Source organism: Pedobacter cryoconitis (assembly GCF_001590605.1).
GTDB classification, from domain to species: Bacteria; Bacteroidota; Bacteroidia; order Sphingobacteriales; family Sphingobacteriaceae; genus Pedobacter; species Pedobacter cryoconitis_A.
The window spans coordinates 2657679-2672025 of record NZ_CP014504.1 but is presented as its reverse complement, the minus strand read 5'-3'; the positions used below and the strand labels follow the sequence as shown (position 1 = coordinate 2672025).

The following is a 14347-nucleotide window of genomic DNA, read 5'->3' as shown; positions in this document are numbered from 1 at the left end:
AAAACAGCATGAGAGTAAGAAACAGATAAGGGACGTACGCAAAATTGACATAAGAATTACCAGGACAGGGCAGCTGGCAAAGGTAATAGTTTACTGCTAAAAGCGATATAAAAATCTTATTCAAAACTGGCTTTTATCCTATAATTCATACTATAAAACTGCCCTGATGAGGTTCAAACGCAGTTAAAAATCGAATATGATTTAATTTCCTAAAATCACTTTACACCTAACTTGTTGAGCTCTTATACTAATAATGATACAAACTCCCTTTTGAAATATTCACCCTGTAAACTATTTTTGTGTAAACCTAAAAGACAAAAACACATGAAGAAAATCTTATTGGCTTCACTTTTATTAATAGCTGGGATCTCAGGATATGCACAGACCTACCAGCCTGTGACCAGCAAGGACAAGACCTATCTTGGGACTGTTAAGGGGCTCAGCTATACTTATAAATCTGGAATCATAACCTTGAAAAATAATGGTAAATATGATTTAGGTACGGTAAGCATTATTGCCTCTTCTAAAGTCGATAGTACTTTATTTGGGATTGCTTTATTTGAAGAAGGCCTGGAAAGAGGGAAGATAGTTAAGGCACCTCTTTATTTTTCTGCCGGTCTTGGTAAAAATTCCCGTGAAATTCCTTTAAAAGAGATCGATCAGAAGAATCTGGTATTATCCTTTGATAAAGCAACCAGAGCACAACGCTAATTGTCAAAAAGCTTGTCATTGACAGGCCTTTTAGTCTAAAATCCATAGTAAACGTTTTGATGGTCTTTCAGGCTTAAAATACCAGGGCTCATCAGTTCTCCAATAATGTGTAAATAGTACACTACAAATCGATTGCCCCATAAATCGGGCTTTCAGCATCTTATTCCCACCGTGTAAATATCCCTTTTTTTATATCACCACCTGGTGACCAATCCGAGTACGTTCACCTAGAGCAATCTGCATTTGGTGTAATAATAATTGGAATTAATTTTTTATAATTTAATTTTAAGGAATCTATTGGTTATCAGGGTTAATTTCATTTTTCTTGAAAGTTATTATAAAAAATAATTTTTATGTAAGTGGTTGATCCTGTATGCGCTGATTGGATATAAAGCTTAAAAATAATTTACGAGCAAGATTAGTTTTAAAGTTTTTTTAATAGTTTGAGGTTTCTGGTTTGTATTCAATTAATATGAATTATTACTAACATTTTATGTTTTTTAATAAAATCATAAAATTGCTGTATTTCAAAAATTTTAACCGTGAAACTGTAATTAAGAACTCTTTATGGCTGATTTCTTATTTGTCTTTTGTTCTTGTTGATATAATTAATTAATAATTTGTAGTTGATTAGTTGGTTTTATATTAATACATATTGCTTTATTTTTATAAAAAAATATTAATATAATAATTAGTCAATATATGGTTACGCTAAAAGGGAAGAACCTAAAACATATCTGGAAATCTTTTACATTGTCACAGAGAGAAGACGATTTTTATATTATATATTCTCATTATCATCATTACCTGAGTTATATAGGTTATAAAAGATATTTTTCTGAAGATATCGTTAAGGATGCAATTAACGACGTTTTCCTGTATCTTTGGGAAAATAAGTCCGCTCTTCAGAAAGTGGATAATTACCATAACTATATAATTACTTGCTTTGTGAGAAAATTATATCGCAAAAATATAAACGTACCCAAAGAAACAGTAGAAGTTATTGAAGCCCCTGTTTCGCTGCTATCTCCCTCTGTAGAAGATCTATATATTCAACAAGGAATGAATGGTACGGTGATTCAGATTGTTAAGGCGCATATCAATCAGCTTGCTGACAAGCAGCGGAATATGGTTTATCAGAAATTTTATCTTGGATTATCTTATCAGGAAATAGCTATTACGAATAAGGTTTCTATTCATACTGTTTACAATACTATTTATAAAGCAATTGATAAATTGAAATCGGCGATTACCAAAGAACAGGAAACCTATCTTTTAATCGCAATCGGCACAATGATCTTATTTTTATTATTTTTTCAAATACAGTAGTGAAAAAATAAAGTTTTCTGCTCTATTAAGAAAAATAATTAATCAGATGCCAGAGAAATATTTGAATGAACTGTTGAAAAATGAAACATTCATTAATTACTGTTTGAGGAGGAATGAACAGGATGTCAGTGACTGGGAAAACCGGATAAAAGAACACCCGGAAACTAAGGCAAAGCTTGAAGAATTAAAAGCTATTGTTTTATCCATAGGCCATCATGCAGGACAAAAAGCAATTGAACAGAATTATCTGAAATTACGTGCATTGATTAATCAGGGATATGAGATGAAAAAAAGATATATACTTTTCCTCTTCTCCTGGATCAGCTCCGCCGCAGCAATAATCATCCTGCCGATGCTAATCTTTTTTTACGGGCTCACCGATGAATCTATTAAAGATCGAATAAACGCGGCTCGGTTCTTAGACAGTTGTTGTGTTAAAAATACTAAACTCCATAACCCGGCAGACCACCCGGAAAACTCTTTAATATATTCTGTTAAATATCGCCCCGACGACTACGCGTCTATGAACCAGATCCACGCGATCAAGTAAAAAAAGAAAATATAAATTATCACATCTCATCTTTAAACTTACCTACCTATGTTAAAAGAACTAGAAAAACTGGCTGCCTTTATAGGCAATACGCCTCTTATTGAACTAAAAAATAACGATGCCAACCTCTTTGCGAAGTTAGAATACAATAACTTCTCTGGCAGCTCAAAGGACAGAGCTGCATTCAGCATTATCTACAACGGTATCAAATCCGGGAGGATTTCAGAAAATACCACCATCATTGCGTCCAGTTCCGGCAATCTGGCTATCGCTGTAGCTTCGATCTGCAAAAGGTTGAAATTACGCTTCATTCCTGTAATCGATCCGAATATTAATTCATCTTACGAAACATTGTTAAACCTGATGTCTCACCATGTGGTCAAAGTCGCTGAAAGAGATCATACAGGAGGATATCTTTTAACCCGGATCAATGTGGTCAATGCGCTGCATGCAGCTACTCCTGATGCTTTTATTGCAGACCAGTACGGTGATCCAAATAATTATAAAGGTTATTACGGTCTGGGAGAAGAGATTATTTCCTCTTTTGAAAAGCTTGACTACATTTTTGTTGCGGTAAGTTCAAGCGGTGCAATCACAGGTATTTCAGATTTCATCAAAAGGAAAAAACCGGAAGTGAAAATTGTAGGCGTTGACGTAGAAGGTTCTGTCATTTTTAGTGATAAACCTGTTAAACGTTATATCTCAGGAATAGGAGCGAGCCAGGTTCCTCCGATCATGAAAAATGCCATCATTGATGACGTAGTGATTATGTCTCAAATGAGTATTATCAGAGGATGTACTGAACTGCTGAATGAGCAGGCAATTTTTGCCGGGGCTTCATCGGGAGCTGTTTACCTGGCTGCTAAAAACTATTTCAGACTGAATGATATCGAAGAATCAAGGGCTACCTCTCTGTTAATATTTCCAGATAAAGGGCATACCTATTTAGATACTATTTATAATGAAGAATGGGGCTGTCAACTTGCTGCTAAATTAAATGAAGAAGTTCTTTCCAATAATTTTTAAGCCGTAAAATAACAATCATGTTAGCTATCAACGATCACCAAATATCGTGGGTATGTAACATGGGATTATCCAAAATGTCTCTCATCTATTTACCTCCTAAACCAAATTATGCCATTCAGATTATGTGGCAGCATGCTTAATCAAATGCTGCGCTGCCTGATCTGCTATGTTCATTATTTATGGCAAACTGTCTTTACAAATCCAAACAGTTGCATTTAAAATTACTCGTAAATTATGCCAATTAATAAATCTCCGCTTCACCCAGCACAAAAAGATGTTTATCTGGATCAATTGATAAACGTAAGTAATCCTTATTATAATATCGGTGGATACACCAGGATCAAAGGTCCACTGATCAGGACAACATTCATTGCTGCTGTCAATTCATTGCCCGAAGTATTTGATGCCTACCGGATGAGGTTTGATATTGATGAACATACTCCTCAGATCTATTTTGATGATTCCTATCAGCAGCTGGAAATCATAGAACTTGATTATAGTATGCATCAGGATGGAGAAGAGCTATTGCAGGCTTGGATGAAAGAACAGTTCAGCAGGCCATTTGAAATTAAAAAAACTCATGTTCTTTTTGAACATTACCTGGTTAAACTCCCAAATGAAGAACATCTGTATTTTTTTAAATATCATCATTTAATATCAGATGGGGTGGGTTTGTCCTCACAAAATCATTATATAGCTAAAAAATATACAGCACTGGTCAATAATGAAGAAACAGACTTCTCTTATCTTTCCTATAAAGATGAAGCTGTAAAAGCTGATGCCTATTATCATTCTGATGAATATGCAGAAGAAGGTAAATACTGGAAAGATAAGATTGAGAAAAAACCACAACAGTTATTACAAAGAAAATTTCTTGACAGTAGTCAGGACCAAAAGAAATGTGGAACTATCATAGTCAATCTATTGCCTGAAGATATCGCGCTCCTGGAAGATTTACAGAAAAAAACAAAGTCTAGTATGCAGCAATTAACCATTGCTGCCCTGATGATTTACTTTGGTAAAACTTCTGATAAGCAGGAGTTTATTTTTGGTACCCCATTACACAAAAGAAAAAATAAAAAAGTTCGTGATATAGTAGGGATGTTTACTGGTATTCTTCCTTTTAAAGGAGCCTATCAGCCAGACCTTTCCGTAAGTGAACTGATCAAACATACCACTGCATCTCAGCGTGAAGATTACCGTTATAGTAATTACCAGATAGGCGATTTAAGTCGTTATTTCAAAATTAATGCAGTAGAAGAATATTTGCTTGAAATAGTGATCAACTACGCAGTTATTAATTTTTCACTTGATTTTGGAGAAGGTATGCAAGCCGGATTTTATGAACTTCCGAGTGGTTACGGTCGTTACCCGATTGAGATCTGGTGGAAAGATTTAGGAAAACAGCAGCCATTACAGTTAAGTATTGATTACCAGCTCCAGTTTTTTTCTGCTGAAGAAATGGAGCTGATAGCACAAAGACTTCTGTTTATTCTGAAACAATTCAGTACGCAGCTGGATAGTAAATCAAGTGAAATAGAGATTATTCCACCATCAGAATTACAATTACTGGCGCATTTCAATGACGTAACCGTTGCTTATCCGGATACTAAAAACCTGGTGGAAATTTTCACTGAACATGCAGTTGCAACACCTGGGGTAATTGCGCTTCAATTCGAAAATCAGCGGTATAGTTATGAAGCATTAAATATAAAGGCTAACCAGCTGGCACATTACCTTCAAACAAAGGGGGTAAAACGAGATACCTTAGTCCCGGTTTGTTTTGACCGATCTATAGATATGGTGGCCGCTATTCTGGGAATCATGAAAGCGGGTGCGGCTTATGTACCTATTGATCCCGGTTATCCTGAAGACAGGATCAGCTATATGCTCGAAGATACAGGGGCAAAAATAGTGGTCACAACCGCAGCATTGGCAGAAAAATTTAATGCGGTTGAAGTGATTCAGCTTGATGCTGACAAGGAAGCTATTGCCACGCAATCAATTCTTAATCCGGCCAATAAGATACACGCGGTTGATCTGTCTTATGTCATTTATACTTCGGGATCTACGGGTAAACCTAAAGGGGTAATGGTTGCGCATGGAGGAATGCTGAATCACCTGTATTCAAAAGTCAATGATCTGAAACTCGATAGTAGCTCTATTGTCGCTTTTACAGCTTCTTATACTTTTGATATCTCTGTATGGCAACTCTTCTCTGCCATGTTATGTGGTGGAACAACTATCATCTATACTACTGCACTAATTCTGCAACCAGTTGAACTGATCCGTGCCATTGACAAAGATAAAGTTACGATCTGGGAAGTAGTGCCTTCTTATCTTGCTGCGGTATTACAGGAGCAATTTGTTGCGTCACTAACTGCACTAAAATATTTGCTGGTTACAGGTGAAGCAGTCAGTCAGCCAATATTGGCGCAATGGTTTGAACATGCTTTTTACGGCAGAATTCCGGTCGTTAATGCCTACGGGCCAACCGAAGCCTCAGATGATATTTGTCATTATATCATGCACGATACCCCGATGAGTACAAATGTGCCATTGGGATCACCTATCCAAAACACACAATTATATGTCATTGACAATAACGGGCAGTTATGCCCGATTGGAGTACCAGGAGAGATTGGTGTTGCTGGTATTTGTGTATCAAGAGGTTATTTGAACCGCCCTGAGCTCACCGCAGAGAAGTTTATTAAAAATCCTTTTGATCCCGGTTCTGAGTACCTGATGTACCATACTGGTGATCTTGGCCGATGGCTGCCTGATGGAAATATAGAATATCTTGGCCGTATTGACGATCAGGTTAAAATCAGGGGTTTTCGTATTGAACTAGGTGAAATAGAAGCTGCATTACAACAATGCGATGAGGTTATCCAGGCTGTAGTTTTGGTGAAAACAGATGATAACGGGAATAAACGTTTGGTTGGTTATGTTGTCGTTAACAGTGATTTTGACAAAGAACGTATAGGCTTACGTCTGAAGGAAAAATTGCCGGAATACATGATTCCGACATTCTTTATAGCGCTGGAAAGTCTACCATTAACTGATAATGGTAAAGTAGATAAAAAAGCATTACCTGATCCAGATGCAGCTGCCTTGCTGACTACAGCATATGTAGCACCAAGAAACGAAACAGAGCAGGAATTAGCGAATATCTGGCAGGATTTGCTGGGTGTACAGCGCGTTGGTATCTATGACAACTTCTTTGAACTGGGCGGGGATTCAATTACAACGATACAAGTATCAAGCCGTGCAAGAAGAGCTGGAATCAGCCTGCAACCCCGGGACTTGTTTATGAATTATACAATTTCTTCCCTATCCACTTTATTAGCTTTACAAATCGTTTCAACTGCGCAAGCTGCACAGGGGTTTCTGACTGTAAGCAGTGGTTTATTACCAGTACAACAGCATTTCTTTGAAGCCCGGACGAAAGACTTTTCGCACTACAATCAACATCTTTTATTAAAGGTTGCTAAACAAATCAGCCATGAAAAATTAGCAGCCGCGATTAGCGAACTGGTCAAATATCATGATGCGTTGCGTTTCTCTTACCACAGGGAACAGCAAGGGACAGCACAGGTTTATGGCCATTATGAAATTTCGCTTGAAACAGCAGGATTTTCAGGATCAGCGGAAGAATTAGCAGTGATTACTGCTGATTATCAGCAAGGCCTGGATCTGGAACAAGGGATTTTAATGCGTGCCGTTTTCTTGCAGACACCTGAAAATGAATCACATCACCGCTTATTGTTAGTCATCCATCACCTTGCTGTTGATGGGGTATCATGGCGTATCCTGCTTGATGACCTGACTTTGCTTTTAGAACAGCAGGAAACGAAATCGCTTCAAGAAATTGCAGGAGATAAAACCATTGCATATTACCAATGGTACGATGCATTAACGGCATATAGCCAGGAACAACAGCTACTCAACCAGTTGCCTTATTGGGAAAATGCAGTACAGCAATATATACCGCTGCGTACCTCTGCGGATAATCAATTGATAGCAAGCACAGCTGATGCAGGTACCCTTAAAGTAAGCCTGAATAAAAAACTGACCAAACAATTATTGCAGGAAGTTTCTCAGGCCTATCGTACCGAGATCAATGATGTTTTACTTAGTGCACTTGCCATTACACTCTCAGACTGGAACAATAACCAGAAAGTTTCCATCGGTTTAGAAGGCCATGGACGTGAAGATATTTCGGCACAAATAGATACCAGTCATACTATAGGCTGGTTTACGAGCTTATATCCGGTTTTACTGGAGGTTAAAGAAGGTGCAGATATAGGCTTTATCCTGAAAAATATTAAAGAACAGTTAAGACAGGTTCCGGAAAAAGGAATTGGTTTTGGGGTATTGAAATATCTTAATAAAGCAGACGCGCTGCAAACCCGTGACCCCTGGGATATCGTGTTTAACTATTTAGGTAAACTCGATCCTGGTGAGAACGCTGCTGCGGTAATTAATCCTTTATGGGAAACATTTGGACTTTCTGTTGCTGATGCTTATCCTTTAAGAGAGAAAATAGCTGTCAATGCATTTATCACACAAGGTGTGCTGGAAATTCAATGGGACTATAGTACACTGGATTTGAATAAAAAGGCTGTAAAAGAGCTTGCAACGGGTTATGTTTCCGCATTGGAAGAAATCATTAACCATTGTGTGGCCCAGACAGCTTCGTCACCTACTCCAGCAGATTATGAACTCGCAGGAGTAATCAGTGTAACCGAGCTGGATGAATTTCTGGAAGAAACGAGCAATGGTTCACCAAGAAAAGACCAGATAGAAGGTTTGGCCAGGTTAAGCGGATTACAGGAGGGGATGTTGTTTCATGGCCTTTATGACGATGAGGCAGGTACTTATATCCAGCAGTTTTATTGCACGCTGGAAAATCTTGAGGTAGACAAATTTGTAAAGAGCTGGCAGCAGCTCATTAGCCAGCACAGTATTTTGCGCAGCGGATTTTACCACGATGTGTTCAGTGTGCCTGTTCAATGTGTTTACAAAGCAGCAGAAATGCCGGTTACCTTAGTAGATTACCGTCATTTAAGCAGTACTGAACAGGAAAATGCAATCCGCGAATTTGAGGTATCAGATCGTTTACAAGGTTTTGACTTTACAGTCTTACCGCTGATGCGTCTTTGTTTGATCCAGCTGCGTGATAATTACTATCATTTGATCTGGAGTTACCATCATATTCTTTTGGATGGCTGGTCACTTCCAATCATTCTGGAAGAATTATTACATGCTTATGAAGCGCAGGTAACAGCAACAGCCTTACCTGTTTTACCGCATGCGCGTTACGATGATTACATCCGGTACATTTACCGCAAGGATAAAGACGCAGCCAGTAATTACTGGCGTAAATATATGCAAGGCGTAAGTGAGGGCACCTTATTGAATTTCATCAGTGCTACAGCAGACCGCAATAAAGGAAAAGGCGTTTATGAAAAGGTGAAATTACAGCTGGATAGTGCTGTCACAGCTTCTCTGACGCAATTTGCACAGCGCAATCATATTACACTGAATACTTTAATGCAAGGTGCATGGGCTTATTTACTTCACCGTTATACCGGCAAAACTGAAGTCACTTATGGGGTAATCGTATCCGGCAGACCAGAAGATTTACCGGGTGTAGAAAGAGGGGTAGGTATGTATATCAATACGCTTCCTTTACACATTGCAGTGGATGAAGATCAATCTTTAACCGGTTGGTTACAGGCCTTGCAAATCAATCAGCTGGAAAGCAGAGAACATCAGTATACCACCCTGAATGAAATACAGCGTTTATCAGATATCTCAGGAGATATCTTTGATAGTTTACTGGTTTTTGAAAACTATCCGGTTAGTAAAGTACTGAATGAAAAGCCATGGGAATTGCGTTTGGAAAATATAGGTTTACATGAACATACCAATTATCCATTCAATATAGTCATCCTGGCTACAGATACTATTCAAATTGATTTTGGCTATAATTCAAGCTTATTGTCACCTGAATATGCGGTATCTATTTCGGCACACTTTGAACAGGTGTTAAAGCAATTCATGACTATAGGGCAAGGCTTGTTGTCATCCGTAGAAATACTATCTGACCGGGAACGAAGCCTGTTATTGGAAACATTTAATGACAGTTCAGATCCTTACCTGCAAGCACCATTAACGATTGTCAATGCTTTTAATGCGCAGGTTGTCCTTACGCCAGAAAACACTGCGATTGTTTTCGGGTCCGCTTCATTGACTTACCGTGAATTGGCTAAACGTTCTGAAATGCTTGCACAGGCTTTGATAGGCAAAGGTTTAAAGCCTGGAGCATTGGTTCCTGTAGCGACTAAACGCAGTTTGGACATGATGGTTGGTATCCTGGCTATTTTGAAAGCAGGGGCGGCTTATGTGCCTATAGACCCTGATTATCCGCAAGAAAGGATTGCATTCATGTTGAAAGATACAGCAGGAAAAATAGCCATCACAGACAGTGAATGGTTTTCCCTGTTTACTGATTTAGCGCCTGAGCTGGAATTTATTTGCCTGGATAAATTAGAATTAACCGAAATAGAGAACGAGGTTCAGGTCAGTATAACTACCCCAGAAGTCCTGGTCAATACAACGGCCCCTGACAGTCCTGCTTATGTTATTTATACCTCAGGTTCTACAGGTCAGCCGAAAGGAGTACTGGTTACACAGCGTAACGTAGTTAGTTTGGTAAAAGATATCAGCTATGTGGACTTAAACGAACATGATGTCTTGCTGTCAACAGGTTCACCTTCTTTTGATGCGACTACTTTTGAATATTGGGGAATGCTGCTGAATGGCGGTAAACTGATCCTTTGTCCTGATGATAGTTTATTGGATAGCAGTTTGCTAAAGGAACAAATACAGCTGCACAAAGTGACGAAAATGTGGTTTACTTCCAGTTGGTTCAACCAGCTGATCGATACCGACATCAGCATATTTGAAGGGCTTTCGGTTGTCTTGGCTGGTGGGGAGAAATTATCAGATGAGCATGTATTTAAAATCAGGAATACTTATCCTGAACTAACCGTGATCAATGGGTATGGCCCGACAGAGAATACGACTTTCTCCCTTACATTTACGATTGATGACAGGGACTCTATTCCAATTGGAAAACCACTGGATAGCCGTTCTGCCTATATATTAGATGCACAATTGAGATTATTACCAGCAGGTGTGCCCGGTGAAATATATTTGGGAGGTGCTGGTTTATCTCTTGGATACCTCAACCGTCCTGATCTTACCGCAGAAAGGTTTATCAATCATCCTTTTGCTAAAGGAGGGAAAATATATAAAACCGGAGATGTTGGCCGCTGGCTTCCGGATGGCAATATTGAATACCAGGGACGTATAGATGATCAGGTGAAAATCCGTGGTTACCGTATCGAACTGGGGGAGATAGAAAATGTCTTGCAACAAAGTGAACTGGTTAACCAGGCAGTGGTTCTGGTTAAAGAAGAAAATGGGACTAAACGCCTGATTGGTTATGTCGTACCCGAAGGCGGGTTTGACAGAGACCATATTGTTGTCTTCCTGAAAAGCCGTTTACCAGAATATATGATCCCTGCGGTGTGGGTCGAACTGGATAAATTACCACTGACCAAAAACGGTAAAGTGGATAAAAAAGCCTTACCAGATGCAGATACCGGTTCGCTGTTTACAGCAAATTACGAAGCTCCGCGCAATACCATGGAGCAGGATCTGGTTACCATCTGGCAGGATTTATTGCGGATCCCAAGAGTAGGTATTCATGATAACTTCTTTGAACTAGGTGGGGATTCTATTGTTACGATACAGGTGGTCAGCCGTGCGAAACGAATGGGGTATAACCTGCATCCGCGAGATTTGTTCGTTTGTCAGACCATTGCGGCATTGGCCGCTGCGCTGATTAAAGGTGAAATGGAAGCTGGCTCTTTAGCAGAACAGGGAATTTTAAAAGGTCATAGTGGTTTACTTCCTATTCAGCAATGGTTTTTTGAAATTACTGCTCAAAACGAATCGCATTTTAACCAGCATGTTTTACTGACTATAACTAAAGATATCCCGCAGCAGAAAATAGAAGAAGCCATCTGTGCGTTGGTTCAATACCATGATGCCCTTCGTTTTACCTATGGTTCTGGTGAAAGCGGATGGGTACAGGGATATGGGACTTATGAAGGTCAACTCGATATAGCAGATTTAAACGAGGTTGCACCGGCTCAATTACAGGAAGCCATTTTGCTGACCGGTGAAAAATATCAGCGTAGTCTGGATATTGAAAAAGGAATATTACTGCGTGCGGTACTGATGCTTACAACAGAAGAAGAAGCACAGCATCGTTTGCTGATTATCGTGCATCACCTTGCAGTAGACGGTGTTTCATGGCGTATTTTGGTTGAAGATCTGCAATTGCTGCTTGAAAATAGTATAGCGCAATCAATTGAAAATAATACAACGCAATCAGTTGAAAATACGGATAAGTCAATCGCAAACAGCAAATCAGTCACAGCAGTATTAGGTAAGAAAAGCAGTGCTGTTCGTCAATGGTATAATGCACTGACAGTCTATTCAAAAAATAGCGATTTAACCGCGCAATTACCTTACTGGGAAAAAACAGTACAACAAGCTGGCAGGTTAAAAACGGATTTTGATTATCCGGGTATAGTTACTTATGGCGATACCACCAGCCAGATCTTAAAATTAAACAGCAAACAGACGCGTCGTCTTTTACAAGAAGTACCCAAAGCCTACCATACAGAAATCAACGATATCTTACTATCTGCGTTAGCGATGACGCTGACTGAATGGAACGGAAATCAAACCGTTACGCTCAAAATGGAAGGTCATGGGCGTGAAGATATATCAAATAGCATAGATACCAGCCGTACCATTGGCTGGTTTACAAGTTTGTATCCGGTATCCCTTGAAATCTCACCAAATCTGCTGACAGGTGATGTGGTGAAAAGCGTGAAAGAACAATTGCGCCAGATCCCGGGAAAAGGCCTTGGTTATGGTATTCTTAAATACATCAATAAAGAACCAGCGTTACAGCACCCTGATGGCGATATCGTATTCAACTACTTAGGTCAGATGAATAATATGCTGGACGGTAATGGAATTCTGGGGACAGCAGAAGAGGAGGCAGGAAGCTCAGTAGGCCAGACTTTCCAGCTGCCTGATAAACTTTATATCAATAGCAGCATTAAAAATGATGAACTGGAAATTGACTGGAGATATAGTCCTTGTCATTTCTCTTCTGCAAGTATTCAGCATTTATCAACGGCATTTATCGCTCACCTGGAAACACTGATTGACCATTGCATTTCGTGTCCGGAAACGGCTTTCACCCCTTCAGATTACGGTCTTGGAAATGTGATCGGTTATGCTGAACTGGATGCATTTCTGGATCATGGAGATGGAGAACGCAGAAAACAAATCGAAAGCATTTATCCGCTTAGCGGGTTGCAGGCTGGGATGCTTTTCCACGGATTAGCAGATACCCAGACTGGTTCTTATGTAGAACAGCTGACTGCTGATATCAAGGCTTTGGACGAACAATTATTTGCTCAAAGCTGGGAATATCTGTTGAAACAGCACACTATATTACGTAGCGCGATTTATTACGATGTTTTCAATATCCCTGTACAATGCGTATTGAAGGATGTTAAATTACCAATTGAGGTTCAGGATTACCGCGGACTCAGTAAAAAGGCACAACAGAAAGCTATTCAGAAATATACAGCCAAAGACCGGGTCCTTGGTTTTGATTTTGCTGCAGCACCATTGCTGCGGATCTGTCTGTTCCGCCTGGCAGATCACCAGTACAAGTTATTATGGAGTTTCCATCACATCCTTTTAGATGGTTGGTCGTTGCCAGTGCTTATTGAAGAGCTTTTGCAAACTTATGAGTCGCTGATCAATGGTCAGCCGGTTCTTATTGCAGCAACAGATCGTTACGAAAACTATATCCGTTACCTCAGCCGCCGCCCTAAACAGGAAGAAAAAGAATACTGGTTTAACTACCTGAAACCGCTTACCGAAAGCAGTAAACTGCCATTTATCAAAACAGTTGCAGCAGAACACAGCAAAGGACAATTTGAGATAGAGACTATACAGCTCGATAAAACAATTACTGCAAGTCTTACCGCTTACACGCAGCGTAACCGGATTACCCTGAATACACTTGTACAGGGCGTTTGGGCCTATCTGTTACACCATTATACCGGCCGTGCTGATGTAGTTTATGGGGTAACTGTGTCTGGTCGTCCCGAAGATCTGGCAGACGTAGAGCGTGCAGTAGGTATGTATATTAATACGCTGCCTTTGTTCACTCAGATTGAACCCGCTCAGGAAGTATCAGCATGGCTACAACAATTACAAGCCGATCAACTGCGCAGTCGTGAATTCCAGTATGCTGCACTGCATGAAATTCAGCGTCAGAGTTCCGTTTCGGGCGAATTATTTGATAGTATCCTGGTCTTTGAAAATTATCCCGTAGATGAAGTTTTATTAGCTCAAACCTGGAAACTACAATTATCCGGAGCAGATGTAAAAGAACAGACCAACTATCCGCTCAGTATTACAGTAATGGCGGCGGAAGAAATTAATATCCGCTTTGAATACAACACGGAATTGTTGGCTGGCGAAGCGGTAAGCCGGATAGCCGGACACTTTGAAACTGCCCTGTTCCATATTATTACCCAGAAATCACCAAAACTTGAA

The 14347-nt window shown here is 39.6% G+C and carries 5 protein-coding genes (1 of these 5 running past the window's edge); all 5 read left to right on the top strand.

Features of this window, described 5'->3' with window-relative positions:
• Positions 1 to 324 precede the first annotated feature (324 nt).
• Positions 325 to 711, top strand: a complete 387-nt coding sequence (locus AY601_RS11025) for a hypothetical protein (protein ID WP_068400633.1) — start codon at positions 325 to 327, stop codon at positions 709 to 711.
• 702 nt (positions 712 to 1413) lie between these two features.
• On the top strand, positions 1414 to 2040 hold the full coding sequence (locus AY601_RS11020; RefSeq protein WP_068400630.1) for an RNA polymerase sigma factor: 627 nt from the start codon (positions 1414 to 1416) through the stop codon (positions 2038 to 2040).
• A gap of 46 nt (positions 2041 to 2086) precedes the next feature.
• On the top strand, positions 2087 to 2590 hold the full coding sequence (locus AY601_RS11015; protein ID WP_068400628.1) for a hypothetical protein: 504 nt from the start codon (positions 2087 to 2089) through the stop codon (positions 2588 to 2590).
• A gap of 48 nt (positions 2591 to 2638) precedes the next feature.
• Positions 2639 to 3616, top strand: a complete 978-nt coding sequence (locus AY601_RS11010; RefSeq protein WP_068400625.1) for a pyridoxal-phosphate dependent enzyme — start codon at positions 2639 to 2641, stop codon at positions 3614 to 3616.
• Positions 3617 to 3850: 234 nt separating this feature from the next.
• Positions 3851 to 14347: the 5' end (the start) of a non-ribosomal peptide synthetase gene (locus AY601_RS11005; protein WP_068400621.1), read on the top strand. It continues 23208 nt past the right edge of the window; 10497 of the gene's 33705 nt are visible here — the first part of the coding sequence; the start codon lies at positions 3851 to 3853; its stop codon lies off the right edge, out of view.

What these genes read in the sequence shown, in the direction of transcription:
- AY601_RS11025 (WP_068400633.1), top strand. Translation starts at nt 325, where the DNA reads ATGAAGAAAATCTTATTGGCTTCACTTTTATTAATAGCTGGGATCTCA.
- AY601_RS11020 (WP_068400630.1), top strand. Translation starts at nt 1,414, where the DNA reads ATGGTTACGCTAAAAGGGAAGAACCTAAAACATATCTGGAAATCTTTT.
- AY601_RS11015 (WP_068400628.1), top strand. Translation starts at nt 2,087, where the DNA reads ATGCCAGAGAAATATTTGAATGAACTGTTGAAAAATGAAACATTCATT.
- AY601_RS11010 (WP_068400625.1), top strand. Translation starts at nt 2,639, where the DNA reads ATGTTAAAAGAACTAGAAAAACTGGCTGCCTTTATAGGCAATACGCCT.